Source organism: Falsiroseomonas sp. E2-1-a4, assembly GCF_051433165.1.
Classification (GTDB): Bacteria; Pseudomonadota; Alphaproteobacteria; order Acetobacterales; family Acetobacteraceae; genus Falsiroseomonas.
In genome coordinates this window covers 42199-62680 of record NZ_JBHMFS010000016.1, presented here as the reverse complement: position 1 = coordinate 62680, position 20482 = coordinate 42199, and the positions used below count along the sequence as shown (strand labels likewise).

The following is a 20482-nucleotide window of genomic DNA, read 5'->3' as shown; positions in this document are numbered from 1 at the left end:
CCTGCCCCTTTGCCGCGAAATTTGCCCAAATCCATGACACAGCAAGCGATGGTGATGCAGGCCGATCGCCGGGCCAGGTCAGAACGGACGACGGAAATCTTCCGGCACCACGAAGTCACGCGCCGCACCGCGCGCCTGTGCCAGCCCCTGTGGGAAGCCGCTGCGGTCACCGCCTCGGGGCGGGACATGCGGCTGGATACGACGGTGCGGGCGCGCCTGTTCGCGGCCGTGGCGGGCCTGCAGGGCGCGGTCGGCCATGATATCCAGCGCCGCCACACCGGCCACCATCGCCAGCGCCAGCATCACATTGTCGCGCTTCGGGTTGGCGGGGCGCAGCGCCGCCATCAGCGTCGCCGCATCCACCGCACCGCCGATGATGCGGCTGCGCAGGCCGACCGACCGGTCCACAGACAGCGCCAGCACGCCGGAGGCGACTTCCCGCGCACCGTAGGCCCGCACCAGCCCTTCCTGCCCGCGCATACCCAGCGCGTGCGTCACCCGCCGCGGCACCAGCATCTGCACGACGCCAAGGCCGATGCTGAACCAGCCGAGCGCGCGTGCCAGCCGGTCCGCGGCGCCCAGCGAACCGGGGCCGCTGCGCAGGATGCGCGGATCGCCTTTCCGGCGTGTGGCATTCGCAAGAAGGCTCATGGCTTCAACACCACCTTGATGCAGCCGTCCTGCTTGTTGCGGAAGATATTGTACATCTCCGGCCCCTCCTCCAGCCCCACGGTGTGGGTGATGACGAAGCTGGGGTCGATCTGGCCTTCCTCGATCCGGCGCAGCAGATCGTCCGTCCAGCGCTTCACATGCGTCTGGCCGCTGCGGATGGTCAGGCCCTTGTTCATCACCAGGCCGAAGGGCAGCTTGTCCACCAGGCCCGAATAGACGCCGGGGACGGAGAGGATGCCGGCCGGACGGCAGACATAGATCATCTCCCGCAGCACATGCGGCCGGTCATTCTCCAGCATCACCACCTGCTTGGCGCGATCCAGCAACGTGTCCGGCTGGCTCAGGCTAACATGGCTTTCCATGCCGACCGCATCGATGCACTTTTCCGGACCCTTGCCGCCGGTAAGTTCGTTCAGCCGTTCGATCACGCTTTCTTCTTCGAAATTGATCGTGATGGCGCCGCCGGCGGCGGCCATGCCGAGCCGCTCCGGCAGCCGGTCGATGGCAATCACCTGCTTCGCGCCAAGCAGCACGGCGCTGCGGATCGCCATCTGGCCGACCGGGCCACAGCCCCAGATCGCCACCGTATCATCCGGCTTGATGTCGCACTGCACGGCGGCCTGCCAGCCGGTGGGCAGGATGTCGCTGAGGAACAGCACCTGCTCATCCGTCAGCCCGTCCGGCACCTTGATATGCGTCTCATCGGCGAAAGGCACGCGCAGGTATTCCGCCTGGCCACCGGGATAGCTGCCGGTCAGGCCGCTGTAGCCGAACAGGCCGGCGCCGGCATGGCCGAGGACCTTATCGGCCATTTCCTTGTTGCGGTTGGTAGTCTCGCAGACCGAGTAGTTGCCGCGCTTGCACTGGAAGCAAGTGCCGCAGCTGATGGTGAAGGGCACCACGATGCGGTCGCCCTTCTTCAGGACACCCTTCGCGGCGGAGCCCACCTCGACCACCTCCCCCATCGTCTCGTGGCCCATGATGTCGCCGGGCGTCATCGCCGGGATCATGTTATGGAACAGGTGCAGGTCCGAACCACAGATCGCGCAACTCGTCACCCGGATGATGGCGTCGCGCGGATCCTCAATGGTCGGATCGCTGACCGTGTCGCAGCGGATATCTTCCTTGCCGTGCCAAACCAGCGCCCGCATCCGCATGACCCTTCAAACGTCGAGGCTTGAAAGCGCCAGGCGGTGGCGGGTTCGGCACGGCGGCGGTCACGCTGCCGCGCTTTCGGCCGCGCAATCACGGGCGCGGTCGGCGGTATCGCGGATCGCCTGCACCACCGCCTCCGGCGCCGCGTGATGGATCATGTGCCCGGCGCCGGGCACCAGACGCAGCTCGCTGCCTGGAATATCGCGATGCAGCCGGGCGGATTGGCGGCCGACATCGGCAATCCGGTCCTCCGCCCCCGCCAGGATCAGCACCGGCATCTGCACCTCCCCATGCCGGTTGCGCGTCGCCATGGCGGCGGGGATCATCAACGCCGTGTCAGCGGCGGAGGCGCGTATCTGGGATGGGCGCAGGGACAGGCCGGTGGGAAAGCCTTCCGCAAAATGCGACGGCACCGGGCCGGGTGCGAAGATGCGGCGGAACAGCAGCGGCGTGATCGCCCAGGCGATCAGGGGCGAAATGGTGTAGCGCATGATATCGCCCAGCACGGGGATGGCGGGGCCAGAGAAGGCGGGGACGTCCATCCGCAACGTCGGCGTGAAATAGCCAGACATCAGAACCAGCGCGGCCACCTGGTCGGGCCGCTGCAAGGCCATCTCCAGCGCCACCAGCGTGCCCCAGCTATGCCCGGCCAGCACCGCGCGCTGGATGCCCATGCGGCGCAAGGCGCGGCGCAGCAGGCGGGCCTGGTTGGCGGCGGTCCAGATATGGGCGCGCGGCCGGTCGCTGTAGCCGAAGCCCGGACGGTCGAAGGCGATGACGTGATGGGTCTGGCCCAGCTCATCCAGAATGCCGCTGAGGGCGAAATCCTCCGCCATCGCGCCATTGCCATGCAGCAGCACCAGGGTCGGCCCACCGTGGGAGGCACCCCGCTCGATGAAGTGCAATCGCACGCCATCGACGGTCAGGAACCGGCCGCGCGGCGGGTGCCGGGCCTCGTTGCGCTGCGCCACGAGGTGGTTGGCCAGTGCGGCGGCGCCGAGGGCCACCGCCGCGCCGGCAATCCAGTTTGCTGTTTTCATGCGACACCAACGTGCTGCGCCACAGCAGGTTGCTGTTACAGTGCAGGTAGCGGTGTCTCGAACAGCCGCACGAAAAGGCGGGTGCGCGGCACCAGGCAGCCGATCTCGATATGCTCCGCGAAGCTGTGCGGCCCGCCGCCGATCACGCCCAAACCGTCCAGCGTCGGCACCCCAAGCGCGCCGGTGAAATTGCCGTCGCTGCCGCCGCCCGCGATACGCTCACCGGCCACTGGAAAATCGTCCCCCGCCGCCAACGCCTTGGCATGGTCGTACAGGGCCTGGATCGCGGCGGTCTTGCCGAAGGGCGGGCGGGACAGGCCGGGCACCACCTCCAGCCCCACATCCGGGTCCTGCGGCCGCAACGCGAACAGCGCGTCGTGCAATTCGCGCGCTTCCGCCGCCGTGGGCACCAACGCGTAGCAGATGGCGCGGCATTCGGCGGGCACCATGTTCTCATGCGTGCCGCCGGAGACGGTGCCGATATTGACGTAGAAGTTGCGCGGGTAATCGGTCAGCGCCTCGATCGCCAGGATCTGCCGCGCCATCTCCCGGATCGCGCTGCGGCCTTCGGCATGGGTGGCGCCGGCATGGGCGGGCCGGCCGATGGTCCGCAGATGGTAGCGCGCAATGCCGTGCCGGCCGACGGTCAGCCGCCCACCCTCCCCCGAGGGTTCCGGCACCAGCACCGCGGCGTGGCGCCGGGCCTCCGCCTCGATGGCGGCGCGGGAGGAGGGGCTGCCGGCTTCCTCATCCGGGATCATCATGAAGCTGACGGTCCGCAGCGGCTTGCGACCCGTCGCGTGCAGATGCTCCAGCGCGGCCAGCGCCATCGCATTGCCGCCCTTCATGTCATAGATCCCGGGGCCATAGGCGCGGTCGCCCTCCACCCGGAAGGGCAGCTTGCCGGCCAGGGTGCCGACCGGGTGGACCGTATCGATATGGCCGAGCAGCAGCAGGCCGGGGCCTGGTTGTTGGCCCGCGATGCGGCCGATCAGGATGTCGCCGAAGCCATCCAAGCCGGGGGTGCGTTCGATCACCGCGCCGATCGCGCGCAGCTTGGCCTCGACATGATCCGCCATGCGGTTGACTGCGGCGGCATCTTGGGTCGGGCTTTCGATCTCGACCCAGCCGCGCAGGGCGGCCAGCAGGCCATCCGTGGTCAATTCCTGCATCGTCCGGCATCGCCCTGACTGTTTCGGTGGCAGCAAACCACCCGGCAGGCGGGCGCGGAACCCTCGTGCGGCCGAAAAGCGCCGTTGCGTGCGGCCCGAGGCTCGGGCATACCCGCCACTCCCGTGGACCGCGCGGGAGAGAGTGGCGAGGGGCCCGACCGGGTTCCGAATCCACCGCCGAAGGCGCAACCGGCCCCCGGAAACGCTCAGGCAGAAGGGCCGCGCGGGCAGGAGCCGAAAGGCTCGGCGGGACTCTGGAAAGCTCGCACCCCGAACGGGACGCGGCACCGACGGAGTAAGGCAGCGCCGGGAGGCGGGCCGAATCTCTCAGGTCACCGGACAGAGGGGGGTCACGGATCACCCGGCGCCATTTCGGCGACGGGAAGCCTTTGGGGGCACCGTGGCCGATACCGAATTGCTCGAGACACCCCTGGCAGGCCTGCATCGCGACCTCGGCGGGCGCATGGTGCCGTTTGCCGGCTATGCCATGCCGGTCCAGTACCCGGCCGGGATCATGGCGGAGCATCTGCACACGCGGGCCAGCGCCGGGCTGTTCGACGTCTCCCATATGGGCCAGGCGGAGCTGGTGGGCGAAGGCGCCGCGGCGGCGCTGGAAAAGCTGACGCCGGCGGATGTGCAGGCGCTGAAGCCCGGCCGGCAGCGCTACGGCCTGCTGATGACGGAGACGGGCGGCATCCTGGATGACTTCATGGTCGCCAATCGCGGCGACCGGCTGTTCCTGGTGCTCAACGCGTCGCGCAAGCACCTCGACATCCCGGCGATCGAGGCGGTGCTGCCCGCGGGCGTGACGCTGCGGCCGCTGCCGGACCGGGCGTTGATCGCCCTGCAGGGGCCGGGCGCCGTGCCCGCCTTGGCCACGCTGGCGCCGGGCGTCGCCGCGATGAAGTTCATGGATTTCGCCGAGCACGCGATTGCCGGCGTGCCCTGCCTGGTCAGCCGCAGCGGCTATACCGGGGAGGATGGCGTGGAAATCTCCATCCCGGCGGAACACGCCACGGCAGTGGCCAAGGCGCTGCTGGCCCTGCCGGGCGTGCTGCCGGCGGGCCTCGGCGCGCGCGATTCGCTGCGGCTGGAGGCGGGGCTTTGCCTCTACGGCAACGATCTCGACGAGACCACCAGCCCGGTTGAAGCCAACCTGGTCTGGACCATGGGCAAGCGCCGCCGTACCGCCTGGGATTTCCGCGGCGCCGATCGCTGCCGCGACGAACTGGACAATGGCGCGGCGCGTTTGCGCGTCGGCATCCAGCCGGAAGGGCGCCAGCCCGCCCGCGGCCACACGCCGATCCAGGCGGGTGGTTCCGTGGTGGGTGAGATCACCTCCGGCGGCTTCGGCCCCTCCGTCAATGCGCCCATCGCCATGGGCTATGTCGCGCGCGGCGCGGCGGCCGATGGCACCGCCCTCGAACTGATGGTGCGGGGCAAGGCGCTGCCCGCCCGCATCTGCGCCCTGCCCTTCGCTCCCCACCGCTACGCTCGCTGAGAAGGTTCACGACAATGGCCGAACTGCGCTTCACCAAAGACCATGAGTGGATCCGGCTGGAAGGCGATGTCGCCACCATCGGCATCACCGACCACGCCCAGAACGCGTTGGGCGACGTGGTCTTCGTCGACCTGCCGGAAGCCGGCCGCGACGTGACCGAAGGCGAGGCCTGCGCCGTGGTCGAGAGCGTGAAGGCGGCCTCCGACGTCTATGCCCCCGTCGCGGGCAAGGTTGTCGAGACCAATGCCGCGCTGGTGGAGAACCCGGCGCTGATCAACAGCGCGCCGACCGGCGAGGGCTGGTTCTTCAAGATCGGCGGCGTCGAGGCCGCGACGGTCGAGGCGCTGATGGATGAAGCCGCCTACGCCGCCTTCGTGGACACCCTCGCATGAACGCCATCGCCGAGCTTTCCGCGCTTGAGGACAAGGGCGAATTCGCGCGCCGCCATATCGGGCCTTCGGAAGCCGAAATCACCGCCATGCTGAAGGTGGTGGGCGCCGAGAGCCTGGAGGCGCTGGCCGCCCGCACCGTGCCCGCCGATATCCGCAGCACCGCGCCGCTGCCCCTGCCGCCCGCGGCGACGGAGGCCGAGGCGATCGCGGAACTCCGCGCGCTGGCCGGCAAGAACCGCGCCGACATCAAGTCGCTGATCGGCATCGGCTACCACGGCACGCTGACGCCGCCCGTGATCCTGCGCAACGTGCTGGAGAATCCAGGCTGGTACACGGCCTATACGCCGTACCAGGCCGAGCTCGCGCAGGGTCGGCTGGAAGCGCTGCTGAACTTCCAGACGATGGTGACGGACCTGGCCGGGCTGCCGGTGGCGAACGCCTCGCTGCTCGATGAAGCGACGGCGGCGGCCGAAGCCATGGCGCTGGCGCATGCGGCGACGCGCGGCAAGTCGGACACGCTGGTGATTGCCTCGGACGTGCATCCGCAGACCCGCGCCGTGGTGTCGGGCCGTGCGGAGCCGCTCGGCTTCCGGGTGCTGATCGCGAAGCCGGCGGACATCGTGGCGACCTGCAATGCGGAAAAGCCCTTCGCGCTGCTGCTGCAATATCCGGGCACGACCGGCGAAGTGCGCGACCTGACGCGGGAGATCGCGGCGGTGCATGGCGCCGGTGGCCTCGCCATCGTCGCGGCCGATCCGCTGTCCCTGGTGCTGCTGAAGCCGCCGGGCGAGATGGGGGCGGATGTCGTCGTCGGCTCGACGCAGCGCTTCGGCGTGCCGATGGGCTATGGCGGGCCGCATGCCGGCTACATGGCGGTGAAGGATGCGCATAAGCGGCTGATGCCGGGCCGGCTGGTGGGCGTTTCGCTCGACGCCGCCGGCCAGCCCGCGATGCGCCTGGCGTTGCAGACGCGCGAGCAGCACATCCGGCGCGAGAAGGCGACGAGCAACATCTGCACCGCGCAGGTGCTGCTGGCGGTGATGGCCAGCATGTATGCCGTGTGGCACGGGCCGGAGGGCCTGGCCCGCATCGCCAAGCGCGTGGCCTTGAAGGCGCGTCTGCTGGCGGGCGCCGCCAAGCGCGCCGGCTTCGCGCTGCGCCACCGCGACATCTTCGACACCATCTGCATCGAGGCCGGCGGCAAGGCGGAGGCACTGATCGCCGCCGCCCTGAAGCGCGGCTTCAACCTGGCGCGCCATGAAGGCGGCGGTGTCGGCATTGCGCTGGATGAGACGGTCACCCGGCAGGATCTGCTGGCGCTGGTGGATGCGATCGCGGAATCGGCCGGCCAGGCCGCGCCGCAGATCGACGGCATCGACCCGGAAGGCGGCATCCCCGCCTCCCTCACCCGCACCAGCGCCGTGCTGACCGCCGAGGTGTTCCGCAGCCATCACGCGGAACACGCGATGCTGCGCTACCTGAAGAAGCTGGAGGACAAGGACGTCGCGCTGAATCGTAGCATGATCCCGCTGGGGTCCTGCACGATGAAGCTGAACGCGACGGCCGAGATGATTCCCGTCACCTTCCCGGGTTTCGGCAACATCCATCCCTTCGCGCCGGTGGATCAGGCCAGCGGCTATATCGAGATGATCCGCCGCCTGGAATCCTGGCTCTGCGCCGTCACCGGCTTCGCCGCCGTGTCGCTGCAGCCGAATGCAGGCAGCGCCGGGGAATATGCCGGGCTGCTGGCGATCCGCGGCTGGCATCGCGCCCGCGGTGACATGGCACGCGACATCTGCCTGATCCCGTCCTCCGCCCATGGCACCAACCCGGCCTCTGCCGTGATGGCGGGCATGAAGGTGGTGGTGGTGGGCTGCGACCGCGACGGCAATGTCGATCTGGATGACCTGCGCGCCAAGGCGGACCAGAATGCGGACCGTCTCGCCGCGCTGATGGTCACCTACCCCTCGACGCATGGCGTGTTCGAGGAAGCCATCCGCGAGATCTGCGCCCTGATCCATGAGAAGGGCGGCCAGGTCTACATGGACGGCGCCAACATGAACGCGCAGGTCGGCCTCACCTCCCCGGCCCTGATCGGCGCGGATGTGTGCCACCTGAACCTGCACAAGACCTTCTGCATTCCGCATGGCGGCGGCGGGCCGGGTGTCGGCCCGATCGGCGTCGCGGCGCATCTGGCACCCTACCTGCCGGCGCATCCTATGCTGGCGGAAGCCGGTCCGCAGGCAACCAGCCATGGGCCGGTGGCCGCGGCCCCCTTCGGCAGCGCATCCATCCTGCCGATCTCCTATGCCTATATCCGCATGATGGGGCCGGATGGTCTGAAGCGCGCGACGGAGGTTGCGATCCTCAACGCCAACTACATGGCGGTGAAGCTCTCCGAACATTTCCCGGTGCTGTATCGCGGCCGCCAGGGCATGGTCGCGCATGAATGCATCCTGGATTGCCGCGGCTTCCAGCAGAATGGCGGCGCCTCGGTCGAGGATATCGCCAAGCGGCTTCAGGATTACGGCTTCCACGCGCCCACCATGTCCTGGCCGGTGACGGGCACGCTGATGGTGGAGCCGACCGAATCCGAGACGATGGGCGAGCTGGATCGCTTCATCGCCGCCATGGTCTCGATCCGCGGCGAGATCCGCGCCATCGAGCAGGGTCGCATGGACCGCGCCGACAACCCGCTGAAGAACGCCCCGCACACGGCGGTGGAGGTGACGGCCAGCGACTGGTCGCATCCCTACACCCGCGAACAGGCCGCCTTCCCGCTGCCCTATGTGGCGCGCCAGAAATACTGGCCACCGGTGAAGCGGGTGGACAATGTGCATGGCGACCGCAACCTGGTCTGCACCTGCGCGCCGCTCGAAGCCTATGCCCATGCGGCGGAATAGGTGCAGGACCTGTTCGCCACCGGTGAGATTGTCGGCGCGCTGCTGAAGGCGCGGCGAGAGACGGTGGCGGTGGCCGAAAGCTCCGCCGGCGGGCTGATCTCGGCCAGCCTGCTCGCGGTGCCTGGGGCCAGCGCGTATTTCCTGGGCGGTGCCGTGGTGTACACGGCGACGGCGCGGGAACAGCTGCTGGGCATCACCAAGGAGGAGATGGCCGGCATGCGGTCCTCCTCCGAACCTTACGCCCTGCTGCTGGCGCGAACCCTGCGGGCGCGCTTCGGCACGGTCTGGGGCATTGCGGAGACGGGTGCGTCCGGGCCCACAGGCAACAGCTATGGCGATGCGGCCGGGCATAGCTGCCTCGCCATTTCCGGCCCGGTGGAGCGTGTGATGACGCTGGAAACCGGGCATGGCGACCGCGCCGCCAACATGCAGCACTTCAGCCTGGCACTGCTCGGCCTTTTCGAAGCGGCCCTGTCGGAACCTTAGGGTCGGAACCTTAGGCCGGAATCGGCACCCGGGCGGCGAGGGGGTCGATCAGGCTCTCGATCTGCGCCGATTCGGCCCATTCCAGCCCCACCGTCACAACGGTGACGCGGGACCGGAACTGCGCCGGGATGCGGACGAAATCCTTCTTGGTGGTGACAAGCTGGGCGCGGGCGGCATCCGCCTGCGCCAGCAGTTCCTGGATTTCGGCGGCATCGTATTGGTAGTGGTCGCCGAAGGCCTCCCGCCCCGCCAGCACGGCGCCGGCCTCCTGCAGAGTGGCGAAGAATTTGCGCGGGTTGGCGATGCCGCAGAAGGCATAGACCGGCTGGCCACGCAACATCAGCGCCTCCGGCCCCGGCACCAGGCGCGCGTTCAGCACGGGCAGGCCGGGTGGCAGCAGCTCCAGCGCGCCGGTCTCATCCTCCCCGATCAGGACCGCGACCTGGCAGCGGGCGGCGGCGGCGGCCACCGGTTCGCGCAGCGGGCCGGACGGGATGACGCGATTATTGCCGAAACCGAAACTGCCATCGATCACCAGCAGCGACAGATCCTTGACCAGGCCGGGGTTTTGCAGCCCGTCATCCATGACGATGGCGCGCGCATTGCCCGCCACCGCTGCCTGCGCGCCGGCGGCACGGTCGGCGCAGACCCAGGTGGGGCGGACCTCGGCCAGCAGCAGCGCCTCATCGCCGACCATGGTGCTGTCATGCGTGGCGGGATCGACGCGCACCGGCCCCTTCAGCCTGCCGCCATAGCCGCGCAGCAGGAAATGCGCGGCGATGCCACGATCGGCGAGGCGCCGGCCGAGGTCCATCGCCACGGTGGTCTTGCCCGCGCCGCCGGCCGTGGCATTGCCGCAGCAGATCACCGGCACCGGCGCCTGCCAGCCGGGCTGCGCCATGCGGCGCGCGGTGGCTTGCGCGTAAAGCGCGGAGAAGGGGGACAGCAGCAGCGGCATCACGCCGCCACTGCCCGCCCAGAAGGCGGGTGCTCGCATCAGGCCTCGACCATCAGGTTTCGTTCACCAAATCGCCGCGAAGGGCGGCTTCGACGCGGGGCCGCCCGTGGCGGCCGGCCCCAAACTAACGCCCCGGCTCATAGGCCCCGAGCGGAGGCCGCGCGCCACCCTCGGAAGGTCCGGAGTCATCCGGCAGCAGATCCAGCAGCGCCGTGGCCACCATGTCCGGCAGACCGGCTTGGCCCGCCGCGATGGAAGCGGCGGCGGTGACCATAACCTGACGCCTAGCTTGATCGGATAGCATACTGGCCACCTTCTCCGCCAGCGCCACGGGTTCGGCCATCACCCGCCGGGCAGCGCCGGCCGCCAGCAGCCGCGCCACCGGTTCCTCGAAATTGTCGGTATGCGGGCCGAGCAGGATCGGGCAGCCCAGCCGCGCCGCCTCCAGCGGGTTCTGGCCGCCGCGCGGCACCAGGCTGCCGCCCACCAGGGCGAGTGTGGCCAGGCGATAGAACAGGCCAAGCTCGCCCAGCGTATCGGCCACATAGACCGCCACATCCGCCCCCGGCGCGCCGCCGCCGGCCCGCCGCGCCACCGCCACCCCCTGCCGCGCCGCCAGTTCCGCCACCGCCACGCCGCGGTCCGGGTGGCGTGGCACCAGCACGGTCAGCAGCCGCGGCCAGTCCGGCGCCAGGCGCGCATGGGCGGCCAGCAACAGCGCCTCCTCCCCCGGATGGGTGGAGGCGGCGAGGAAAACCGGGCGGTCGCCGATCAGCGCGCGCAGCCGTTCCAGCGCCTCCGCATCCGCCGGCAGGGGCTCGGCCGCGGCCTTCAGGTCGCCCCAGCATTGCGGCGCCGCCGCGCCCAGCGCCGCCAGCCGGGCGCGATCCCCCTCCGACCGTGCCAGCACCAGGGCGAAGCCGCCCAGGATCTCGTCGGCGCTGCGCGGAAAACGGCGCCAGCGGGCGAAGGAGCGTGGGCTGATCCGGGCATTGAGCAGCGCCATCGGCAGGCGCCGGGCGCGGGCAGCGGCGATCAGGTTGGGCCAAAGCTCGCTTTCCACCAGCACGCCCGCATCCGGCCGCCAGCCATCCAGGAACCGCGCCACCCAGGCCGGCACGTCCAGTGGCAGGAAGCGGTGGGTGACGCGCGGGAAGCCGGATGCGCCCGGCGCGGCCGGCGCCGCGGGCAGGCGGTCCATCAACGCCTGCGCGCCCGTCACCGTGCCGGTCGTGACCAGCAGGTGCAACGCGGCGTCGCGTGCCAGCAGCGCCTCCAGCACCGGCAGGGCGGAAATCGCCTCACCGACGCTGGCGGCGTGCAGCCAAAGCAGGCGTCCTGGTGGCCGGGCGGCGGCCAGGCCCTGGCGCTCCGGCAGCCGCGCCGCGATTTCCTTGCCGCGCCGGACGCGGCGGCCGAGGTGCCAGCGCAGCAGGGGCGCCGCCAGGGCGGTGGCCAGGCGCCAGGCGGTGGTGGGGATCGTCACGGTCGCGGCCGGCTTCGCTTGGCGGGACGGTCCGGCACATCGACAACGCCGCATAGCCGGTCGGCCTCCCGGCAGGCCTCGGTCAGCGCCGCGGCGATGCCGGGCAAGGCCGCCTCCGCGGCGTCACGCGGGACGGTGATGGGGGGGCCGCAGACCACCACGCCGCGACCGAAGGGCAGCGGCAGCATCAGGCGGTCCCAGGAGCCGAGCCGCCGCTGCGCGCTGCTGGAGGCCCCCAGCGGCACCACCGGCGCGCCGGACAGCGCCGCGACCTGCGCCACACCCGGGGCCGCCTGGCGCCGCGGGCCGCGCGGGCCGTCCGGCGTGATCAGCACCGGCTGTCCACGCCGCAGCGTGCGCAGCAGCGCCGTCAACGCCCCTGCCCCGCCGCGGCGGGAGGAGCCGTAGATCATCTCCACCCCGAATCGCCCCACGGCGGCGCCGATGAAGCGGCCATCGCGGTGCTGGCTGACCAGCACATGCGGCCGCAACCCTGCCGCCGCCGGTTCCCGCGCGCGGGCCAGGTCGAACAGCGCCGGCATCAGCGGCAGGCGTTCATGCCAGAAGGCGAGGATCAGCGGCTGCCCCGCGGCCACCAGCGCCAAGGCCGGTTCCGCCCCCACCAGCCGCCATCGCGTGGTCCGCACCACGAGCGCCAGATACAGCCCGACCAGCCGCGCCAGCCCCCCCTGGACCGCCGGATGCCGGATGAAGCCGCGGATCATGGCCAGAGTTGGCGCCGTTGAAGGGGGCGGGGGTGGGGGCACGCCATGCAAGGCCGGTAGCATGGCCCGGGGGGCGTGGGAAATCCGCCGTCCGGCCCCCTCAGGGACACAGCATCAGGCTGTCGCGGAAGCGCCGCGCGCAGGCGGCCCAGGAAAACCTCGTGGCGTGGGCGCGGCAGGCGGCGGGGTCCGCCTGCAAGGCGCGCAGGCAGGCGGCCCGCAAATCCTCGTCCAACGCCCCCACCGGATGATCGCCGATGATGTCGAGCGGCCCGGTCACCGGAAAGGCCGCCACCGGCGTGCCGCTGGCCAGGGATTCCAGCAGCACCAGCCCAAAGGTATCGGTGCGGGAGGGGAAGACGAAGACATCCGCCTGCGCATAGGCCCGCGCCAGCGCCGCGCCTTCCCGCCATCCAGTGAAATGCGCGGCGGGGAAGCGCCGTGCCAGGGCGGCGCGCTGCGGGCCATCGCCCACCACCACCTTGCTGCCCGGCAGGTCCAGCGCCAGGAACGCTTCCAGGTTCTTTTCCACCGCCACCCGCCCGGCGCACAGGAAGATCGGGCGCGGCAGCGATTCCCACGCCTCCGCCGGCCCTCGCCCCGCCGAATCCGGGTGGAAGCCCGCCAAGTCCACGCCGCGCGACCAGGGCACGACATGGGCAAAGCCGCGCGCGGCTAGTTCCGCCGCCAGCGTCGGCGTGGCGCAGAGCGTGCCGGCGCCGGCCGCGTGGAAATGCCGCATCAGCGCCCAGGACCAGTCCCTCGGGATGCGGGTGCGGGCGTGCAGATAATCCGGAAACTTGGTGTGGAAGGATGTGGTGAAGCGCCAGCCCCGCGCCCGGCAGATCGCCCGCATCGCCCAGCCGAGCGGGCCTTCGGTCGCGATATGCACCGCATTCGGGCGGAATTCATCCACCATCCGGGTCAGGCGGCGCTTCGGCGCCAGCGCCAGGCGGATCTCGGCATAACCGGGGGTCGGCACGGTCGGGAAGCGGTTCGGCCCGATCACCTCCACCACATCGCCCAGGCGTGCCAATTCCGCGACGACGGTGGCCATGGTGCGGACCACGCCATTCACCTGCGGCGTCCAGGCATCCGAGACGACAAGGATGCGGAGCGGCCCGTTCGCGGCGGTCATTTCCGTTGGCTCCAGCGCACCCATCCCCCAAGGGGCATGTCCGCAGGGGGGTTCCTCGTCCAAGCCGGTCCTCTCGCCTCAAGCCTCTGCGGCGGCGCGCATCGCCCCCCTGGTGCCCGAGAAATGCGTGGCCGGGAAGTGGCGAAAGCGGCCCGGGGCCGGGCCATGGCCCGGGCGCTACACCGTTTCCGGCAAGGCGGCCGGGACGGGAGCCGGGGTTGAGGGGGCGCGGAAGAAGCTGAGCTGATTCTCGCGCGCCCAATCGACCAGTTCGAACCGCCCATCCGCATGCTCGACCAGCGCGGTGCAGCTTTCCACCCAGTCGCCGTCATTCATGTAGAGCACGCCCTGCACCTCCCGCATCTCGGCGTGGTGGATGTGGCCGCAGACCACGCCATCAAGCCCGCGGCGGCGGGCCTCCTGGGCCAGCGCCGTCTCGAAGCGGTCGATCGCCTTCACCGCTTCCTTGACCTGCCGCTTAAGCCATTGGGAAAGCGACCAGTACGGATAGCCGAAGCGCCGGCGCAGCGCGTTGAACCAGCGATTGGCGACCAGCGCGCTGTCATAAGCCCAGTCGCCCAGATGGGCCAGGAACTTGGCGTAGCGCACCACACTGTCGAATTCGTCGCCATGGATCACCAGGAAGCGGCGGCCATCGGCGGCGTTGTGCACCGCCTCCTTCGCCAGCCGGACGCCGGCGATTTCCAGCCCGAGCCAGTCGCGCAGCATTTCGTCATGGTTGCCGGGGATGTAGGTGACCTGGGTGCCGTTGCGCGCCATTTTCAGCACCAGGCGGATCGCCTCGTCATGGTCCGCATCCCAGTACCAGGATTTGCGGAGCCGCCAGCCATCGACGATGTCGCCCACGAGGTAGAGCTGCTCGCATTCCGTGCGGCGCAGGAAATCCACCAGGAAATCCGCGCGGCAGCCGCGCGTGCCGAGGTGCATGTCGGACAGGAACACCGTGCGGTAGCGTCGCCGGGGTTCTCCGCCGAGCGTGCCTGCCATGCCATCCATGCCCTGCCCTCTGCTTCGCCATGCGGCGCCTGACGCGGCCGCACCGGTTGCGCCGAGGCGCCCCCGGCGATCTGCCGGCCGGCCCCGTCGGCTGACCCACAGGCCGCGCATCAGGTGAGTCTCGCTGACCTGACGGCGGCCTGCCGGGCGTCTACCCCTTCAGGCGGCCTGACGACGTGAATCTTGCATGAAGGCAAACAGGGCGCCGGCGTTATCGCTTTGTCAGCAGCCTGACTGTCATGAAGGGGGCTGCCATCAAGGCCCCCCAGGGCGAAGGAGGTTGCCATCGACTGCGACGCCGCCTGCGCCATGCACGCCATCGCCGCCGCGCCGGGGCAGCAGGCCGCGCCGCGCGCCCGCCGCTGCGCCTGAATCCCGCCATGCCGAAGGAAGTCCGCTACATCCTGTTCTCACCGGCGGAGGTGCTGGATGCGCTGGTCGCCGGCATGGTCCTGGCCCAGCCGGGCTGGCAGACCGCGGCGGGGCGCGTGCGGCTGGACCTGGCAACCGCCCCCTCGGGCGAGGTGATGGCGCGGCTGGTGCCGCAAAAGCCCAGGTCGGGCCCGCGCGCCCACTGGTCCTTCACGGCCGGCGATCTGCTGACGATCCTGCTGCAGGCCTGCCGCCGGAGCCGGATTCCGCTGCCGCTGCGCGGCCACAAGCAGTTGGAACTGATGGGCACCAGCCTGTGCCTCATCATCATGATGGGCGACCCGCAGGCCATGCCTGAGGTGCGGATGGATGAAATCCGCTACCTGGACCCGGCCCTGGCCCCGCTACGCGCTCGCGGTGCAAGCGGCTGAATCGGCAGTCTTTCGAACCGCGCCGGCGCGCTGCTGGCCCAGGGCGAGCACCCCGGCGGCAAGGCCGGCGACAAGAGAAACCAGGCTAAAGCCGGCAGCCGCGGTCAGCCCCGCCAGTCCCAGGCCCATCGCCGGCACCAGCGTGACCGCAACGCTGAACATGCCGAGCAGCGCCGTGACACCGGCCAGGACGCAGAGAATGATCAACACTGGGCGCCCCCTAATCTTGGCAACAAGATGAACCCTTGCGCCTTTATTCGGCCATGATCCATTCAAAAAGGCGCGTGGTCCAGGTGCCGCGGCAGCGAGCAGCCCGGCCGCTGCCTTGGCCAATACCGTGATGCCGGCGTCGCAAGACCTGGGACGCGCCCGGTGAAACTGGCTGGACCGCAACCCGGCCGCGGTGGAGGATGCACGCCGACAGTCCAACTGGGAGTCCTTGCGATGGCTGGCTTCACCCTCTCCCGCCGCGGCGCGCTGGCGGCCGGCAGCGGCATTCTCGCGGGGCTGCGCCCGGGCCAGGCCCCCGCGCAAGGCTCGCCGGCACAGGGCGCGCCCATCAAGGTGGGGGAGCTGAATTCCTACGCCCGCATGGCCGCCTTCTCCGTGCCCTACCGCAACGCCATCCAGCTTGCGGTGGACCGGATCAACCAGTCCGGCGGCGTGATGGGCGGGCGGAGGCTGGAATTCATCTTCCGCGACGATGGGTCCACCCCCGGCGACGCGGTGCGCGTGGCGGAGGACCTGCTGACGCGCGAAGGCTGCGACTTCCTGGCCGGCACCTTCCTGTCCAATGTCGGGCTGGCGGTGTCTGACCTGGCAAACCAGCGCAAGAAGCTGTTCCTGGCGACGGAACCGCTGACCGATGCGCTGACCATGGCCCAGGGCAACCGCTACACCTGGCGCCTGCGCCCCTCCACCTACATGCAGACGCGGATGGTGGTGGAAGCCGCGCGCGGCAAGACGGCGAAGCGCTGGGCGATCGTGGCGCCCAACTACGAATACGGGCAGTCGGCGGCAGCCAATTTCAAGCGCCTGATCGGCAATTCGATCCCCGGCGCGGAGATCGTGGCGGAGCAATACCCGGCGCTCGGCCGCGTCGATGCCGGGGCCACGGTGGGCGCGCTGGCGCAGGCGCGGCCGGATGGCATCTTCAACGTGCTGTTCGGCGCCGACCTGACCGCCTTCGTGCGGGAGGGCAACACGCGCGGCCTGTTCGAGCGCCGCCTGGTACTGTCACTGCTGACCGGCGAGCCGGAATACATGATCCCGCTGGGCGATGAATGCCCGGATGGCTGGATCGTCACCGGCTATCCGTGGGAGCAGGTGGAGAACGCACCGCATAAGGCCTTCGTCGAGGCCTATCGCGCACGCTTCAACGACACGCCGCGCAAGGGCAGCGTGCTGGGCTACGTCACCGCGCAGGTGGTGGCCAGCATGCTGAACAAGGCGAATTCGACGGAGACGGAGGCGATGGTGGATGCGCTGGCGGACCTGCCGACGCAGACCATCGTCGGCAACGTCGTGATGCGCGCACTCGACCACCAGGGCACCATGGGCACCTGGGTGGGAGAGACGGAGCTGCGCGGCCGCACCGGCACCATGCGCAACGCCCGCTACGCCGATGGCGCCGACTACATGTTCCCCGAGGCTGAAGTGCGCGCCGCGCGCCCGCGGAGCTGATCGCGGCGCATGGATTTCGGCTTCCTGGTGGTCCAGTCCCTGTCGGGACTGGCCAGCGCCTCATCCCTGTTCGTCATCGCATCCGGGCTGACGCTGGTGTTCGGCGTCACCCGCATCGTCAATTTCGCGCATGGCAGCTTCTACATGCTCGGCGCCTATATGGCGGTGACGGTGGTGCCCTGGCTGCTGGACTTTGATCGTTCACCGCTGCTTTTTTTCACCGGCGTTCTGATCTCGGCCATCGTGGTGGGCGTGCTCGGCGTGGTGATGGAGGTGCTGCTGCTGCGCCGCCTGTACAAGGTGCCGGAGCTGTTCCAGCTTCTGGCCACCTTCGGCGTGGTGCTGATCGTGCAGGATGCGGTGCTGTGGCTTTGGGGGCCGGTGGAGATTTCCGGGCCGCGCGCGCCGGGACTGCGACATGGCGTGGAGATTCTGGGCCAGCGCTTCCCGGCCTATGAGCTGTTCCTGATTTGCGTCGGCCCGGGCGTGCTCGGCCTGCTGTGGCTGCTGATGCACAAGACGCGCTTCGGCATCCTGATCCGCGCGGCGACGCGGGACCGGGAAATGGTGGGTGCGCTGGGCGTGAACCAGGCGATGCTTTTCACCGGCACGCTGTTCCTCGGCGCCTTCCTGGCCGGGTTGGGCGGGGCGCTGCAAATTCCGCGCATCGCGGCGAATTCGCAGATGGATCTGTCGATCATCACGGAAGCCTTTGTGGTGACGGTGATCGGCGGCATGGGCTCCGTGCCCGGCGCTTTCCTCGCGGCGGTGCTGATCGGGCAATTGAATGCCTTCGGCGTGCTGATCTTTCCCAAGATCACGCTGGTGCTGGTGTTCCTGCTGATGGCGGTGGTGCTGGTGGTGAAGCCCTGGGGACTGCTCGGACGGCCGGAAGCGGCGGCGGGGCGCGCGGCCTTGCCGGAGGGAATCCTGGCGACGCCGCGCTTTGGGGTGTGGGAGAAGGTGATCCTCGGCGTCGTGCTGGCCGCGACGCTGGCGGTGCCGCTGTTCGGCGACGCCTATACCGTGAAGGTGGCGACGGAGGTGCTGATCTTTGCCCTCGCCGCCTTCTCGCTGAATTTCCTGGTCGGCAATGGCGGCATCGTCTCCTTCGGCCACGCTGCCTATTTCGGCCTCGGCGCCTATGCGGCCGGGTTGCTGGTGACGCGCGGCGGCTTCGCGATGGAGCCGGCGCTGATCGCGGCCCCCATCGCGGGGGCGGCCTTCGCCGCGCTGTTCGGCTTCTTCGTGGTGCGGCTGACCGGAATCTACCTGGCGATGCTGACACTGGCCTTCGCGCAGATCGCCTATGCCGTGTGCTTCCAATGGGTTGAGGTGACGGGCGGCGACAATGGCGTGGTCGGCGTCTGGCCCTCCGGATGGGCCAGGTCGCGAGAGGCATTCCATTATCTCGTCGCCGCCTGCTGCATCCTGGGCATCGCGGCGCTGCGCCATGTGATCTACGCGCCCTTCGGCGCCACATTGCGGGCGGCGCGGGATTCGGAACAGCGGGCGGATGCCATCGGCGTGGATGTGCGAATGCACCGCTGGCTGGCCTTCACGCTGGCCGGCGCGGCGGCGGGGCTGGCGGGTGGGCTCTATGCGTTTTCCAAGGGCTCGATCGACCCGACGCTGCTCGCGATTCCGATGTCCATCGACTTCCTGGCGATGCTGCTGCTAGGCGGCATGCAGACGGTGATGGGGGCCGTCGCCGGTGCCGCGGCCTTCCACACCATCAAGGACTTCTTCATGCCGCTGACGGACCATTGGCGGTTCTTCCTCGGCGCCTCCATCATTGCGCTGGTGCTGATCTTCCCGCGCGGCCTGTCCGGTGCCTATGGCGCGCTGCGGAGGCGCCCATGACGCTGCTTTCGGTCGAAGGCCTGAACAAGCGCTTCGGCGGCGTGGTCGCGGCGAAGGATGTGTCCTTCGCGCTGGCGGCGGGCGAGATGCTGGCGATCATCGGGCCGAATGGCGCGGGGAAATCCACCACCTTCAACATGGTGGGCGGGCAATTGGCGCCGAGTTCCGGCCGCGTGATGCTGGCGGGCCAGGACATCACCGGGCTGCCGCCGCGCCAGGTCTGCAAGCTCGGCGTCGGTCGCACCTTCCAGGTGGCGCAGACCTTCCTGTCCATGTCCGTCGCCGGCAATGTGCAGATGGCACTCACCGCCCATCACGGCCGCACCCGGGACCTGGTGGCGGATGCGGCGTCGCTCTACCGGGCGGAGGCGCTGGCGCTGCTCGCACAGGTCGGCATGGCGGAGGCGGCGGATCGCCCGATCGGCGAGCTGGCCTATGGCGATGTGAAGCGCGTGGAGTTGGCCATCGCGCTGGCCGCCGCGCCGAAACTTCTGCTGATGGATGAACCCACCGCCGGCATGGCGCCACGCGAACGCGCCAGCCTGATGCAACTGACAGCCGGCATCGCGCGCGGCCAGGGCATCGGCGTGCTGTTCACGGAACATGACATGGACGCGGTCTTCGCCCATGCCGACCGCATCCTGGTGCTGGTGCGGGGCGAGGTGATCGCGGAAGGTTCTCCTGAGTCGGTGCGGGCGAACCCGGAGGTGCAACGCGTCTATCTCGGCCAATCCGGCCACAAGGCGGCCTTGCGGGCGAGGCGCGCGGCGCATGACTGACCTGGTATTGGAGGTCTCCGGTGTCACCGCCGGCTATGGCCCGGCAGAGGTGCTGTTCGGCGTCGATCTCACGCTTGCGCGCGGCGAGGTGGCAGCGCTGATGGGCCGCAACGGCGCCGGCAAATCCACCACCATGAAGGCCATCATGGGCCTGCTGCCGCCGCGTGCGGGCAAGGTGCGATTCGCGGGCCAGGACATTACCGGCTGGGCACCCTTCCAGATCGCCCGCGCCGGCCTCGGCTATGTGCCGGAGGATCGGCGCATCTTCACCGATCTGACGGTGGCGGAGAATCTGGAGGTCGGCCGCCGCGCCGCACGAGGCGGGCGCGCGGCCTGGACGGTGGAGCGGCTCTACGAGATTTTCCCCAATCTCGCCGAGATGCGCGGCCGCCGCGCTGCCGCCATGTCGGGCGGGGAACAGCAGATGCTGACCATCGCCCGCACATTGATGGGCAACCCGGAGGCTGTATTGCTGGACGAACCCTCCGAGGGCCTGGCGCCGGTAATCGTGGAGCTGATGGCGGAGGCCGTGCTGCGGATGAAGGCGGAGGGGCTGGCCGTGCTGCTCTCCGAACAGAGCCTGGATTTCGCCGCCGCCGTCTCCGACCGCGCCTTCGTCATCGAGAAGGGCAGCATCCGCTTCGCCGGCACCATGGCGGCGCTGGAAGCGGATGAGATCATCCGCACCACCTATCTGACGGTCTGATAC

At 69.8% G+C, this 20482-nt stretch carries 19 protein-coding genes and 2 riboswitches; of the genes, 9 read left to right on the top strand and 10 right to left on the bottom strand.

The window, feature by feature from the left end; all coding sequences use genetic code 11:
* Positions 1 to 78 precede the first annotated feature (78 nt).
* From ACFHNC_RS17370 to ACFHNC_RS17355, 4 genes are all read right to left on the bottom strand, one after another.
* Positions 79 to 651, bottom strand: a complete 573-nt coding sequence (locus tag ACFHNC_RS17370) for a hypothetical protein (RefSeq protein ID WP_437170497.1) — start codon at positions 649 to 651, stop codon at positions 79 to 81.
* Positions 648 to 1823 (bottom strand): zinc-dependent alcohol dehydrogenase, encoded by a 1176-nt coding sequence (locus ACFHNC_RS17365; RefSeq protein WP_437170496.1) that lies wholly within the window; start codon positions 1821 to 1823, stop codon positions 648 to 650. The genes ACFHNC_RS17370 and ACFHNC_RS17365 overlap by 4 nt, the downstream gene beginning before the upstream one ends.
* Positions 1824 to 1889: 66 nt before the next feature.
* Positions 1890 to 2867, bottom strand: a complete 978-nt coding sequence (locus tag ACFHNC_RS17360) for an alpha/beta fold hydrolase (RefSeq protein WP_437170495.1) — start codon at positions 2865 to 2867, stop codon at positions 1890 to 1892.
* A gap of 35 nt (positions 2868 to 2902) precedes the next feature.
* A complete protein-coding gene (locus tag ACFHNC_RS17355; RefSeq protein ID WP_437170494.1) occupies positions 2903 to 4039 on the bottom strand; it encodes a M20 family metallopeptidase in 1137 nt (378 codons plus the stop codon).
* 123 nt (positions 4040 to 4162) lie between these two features.
* Positions 4163 to 4271: riboswitch (glycine riboswitch) on the top strand.
* A gap of 12 nt (positions 4272 to 4283) precedes the next feature.
* A riboswitch (glycine riboswitch) is annotated at positions 4284 to 4392 on the top strand.
* Between the two features lie 62 nt (positions 4393 to 4454).
* Here ACFHNC_RS17355 and gcvT point away from each other — a divergent pair.
* The 4 genes from gcvT to ACFHNC_RS17335 are packed head-to-tail and all read left to right on the top strand — an operon-like array spanning position 4455 to position 9321.
* Entirely contained in the window at positions 4455 to 5540 is a 1086-nt protein-coding gene (gene gcvT / locus ACFHNC_RS17350; RefSeq protein ID WP_437170493.1) for a glycine cleavage system aminomethyltransferase GcvT, read from the top strand.
* A 14-nt stretch (positions 5541 to 5554) separates the two neighbouring features.
* Positions 5555 to 5932 (top strand): glycine cleavage system protein GcvH, encoded by a 378-nt coding sequence (gene gcvH / locus ACFHNC_RS17345; RefSeq protein WP_437170492.1) that lies wholly within the window; start codon positions 5555 to 5557, stop codon positions 5930 to 5932.
* On the top strand, positions 5929 to 8835 hold the full coding sequence (gene gcvP, locus ACFHNC_RS17340) for an aminomethyl-transferring glycine dehydrogenase (RefSeq protein WP_437170491.1): 2907 nt from the start codon (positions 5929 to 5931) through the stop codon (positions 8833 to 8835). Before gcvH ends, gcvP begins: the two co-directional genes overlap by 4 nt.
* Entirely contained in the window at positions 8836 to 9321 is a 486-nt protein-coding gene (locus ACFHNC_RS17335) for a CinA family protein (protein ID WP_437170490.1), read from the top strand.
* A 10-nt stretch (positions 9322 to 9331) separates the two neighbouring features.
* Here the strand turns inward: ACFHNC_RS17335 and lpxK are convergent, their stop codons facing one another.
* The 5 genes from lpxK to ACFHNC_RS17310 all read right to left on the bottom strand — a co-directional run bounded on the left by lpxK (position 9332) and on the right by ACFHNC_RS17310 (position 14645).
* Entirely contained in the window at positions 9332 to 10318 is a 987-nt protein-coding gene (gene lpxK / locus ACFHNC_RS17330) for a tetraacyldisaccharide 4'-kinase (RefSeq protein ID WP_437170489.1), read from the bottom strand.
* 85 nt (positions 10319 to 10403) lie between these two features.
* Positions 10404 to 11765 (bottom strand): 3-deoxy-D-manno-octulosonic acid transferase, encoded by a 1362-nt coding sequence (locus ACFHNC_RS17325; RefSeq protein WP_437170488.1) that lies wholly within the window; start codon positions 11763 to 11765, stop codon positions 10404 to 10406.
* On the bottom strand, positions 11762 to 12490 hold the full coding sequence (locus ACFHNC_RS17320) for a lysophospholipid acyltransferase family protein (RefSeq protein ID WP_437170487.1): 729 nt from the start codon (positions 12488 to 12490) through the stop codon (positions 11762 to 11764). Before ACFHNC_RS17320 ends, ACFHNC_RS17325 begins: the two co-directional genes overlap by 4 nt.
* Positions 12491 to 12590: 100 nt before the next feature.
* Positions 12591 to 13628, bottom strand: a complete 1038-nt coding sequence (locus ACFHNC_RS17315) for a glycosyltransferase family 4 protein (protein ID WP_437170486.1) — start codon at positions 13626 to 13628, stop codon at positions 12591 to 12593.
* Between the two features lie 177 nt (positions 13629 to 13805).
* Positions 13806 to 14645: a UDP-2,3-diacylglucosamine diphosphatase gene (locus ACFHNC_RS17310; protein WP_437170485.1), complete on the bottom strand. Its 840-nt coding sequence runs from the start codon at positions 14643 to 14645 to the stop codon at positions 13806 to 13808.
* Positions 14646 to 15025: 380 nt separating this feature from the next.
* On the opposite strand from ACFHNC_RS17310, the gene ACFHNC_RS17305 reads away from it, so the two are divergent.
* Positions 15026 to 15448, top strand: coding sequence for a hypothetical protein (locus ACFHNC_RS17305; protein ID WP_437170484.1), 423 nt, complete (start codon positions 15026 to 15028; stop codon positions 15446 to 15448).
* Here the strand turns inward: ACFHNC_RS17305 and ACFHNC_RS17300 are convergent.
* Positions 15422 to 15658, bottom strand: a complete 237-nt coding sequence (locus ACFHNC_RS17300; RefSeq protein WP_437170483.1) for a hypothetical protein — start codon at positions 15656 to 15658, stop codon at positions 15422 to 15424. The two genes, ACFHNC_RS17305 and ACFHNC_RS17300, sit on opposite strands and share 27 nt — an antisense overlap.
* A 234-nt stretch (positions 15659 to 15892) precedes the next feature.
* Here ACFHNC_RS17300 and ACFHNC_RS17295 point away from each other — a divergent pair, with 234 nt between their 5' ends.
* From ACFHNC_RS17295 to ACFHNC_RS17280, 4 genes are read left to right on the top strand one after another with little or no spacing between them, the layout of a single operon-like run.
* Positions 15893 to 17131: an ABC transporter substrate-binding protein gene (locus tag ACFHNC_RS17295; protein ID WP_437170482.1), complete on the top strand. Its 1239-nt coding sequence runs from the start codon at positions 15893 to 15895 to the stop codon at positions 17129 to 17131.
* A 9-nt stretch (positions 17132 to 17140) separates the two neighbouring features.
* A complete protein-coding gene (locus ACFHNC_RS17290; RefSeq protein ID WP_437170481.1) occupies positions 17141 to 18994 on the top strand; it encodes an ABC transporter permease in 1854 nt (617 codons plus the stop codon).
* A complete protein-coding gene (locus ACFHNC_RS17285) occupies positions 18991 to 19773 on the top strand; it encodes an ABC transporter ATP-binding protein (RefSeq protein ID WP_437170480.1) in 783 nt (260 codons plus the stop codon). Before ACFHNC_RS17290 ends, ACFHNC_RS17285 begins: the two co-directional genes overlap by 4 nt.
* Complete coding sequence (locus tag ACFHNC_RS17280) at positions 19766 to 20479, top strand: ABC transporter ATP-binding protein (protein WP_437170479.1); 714 nt, start codon at positions 19766 to 19768, stop codon at positions 20477 to 20479. Before ACFHNC_RS17285 ends, ACFHNC_RS17280 begins: the two co-directional genes overlap by 8 nt.
* The last annotated feature ends 3 nt before the right edge of the window (positions 20480 to 20482 follow it).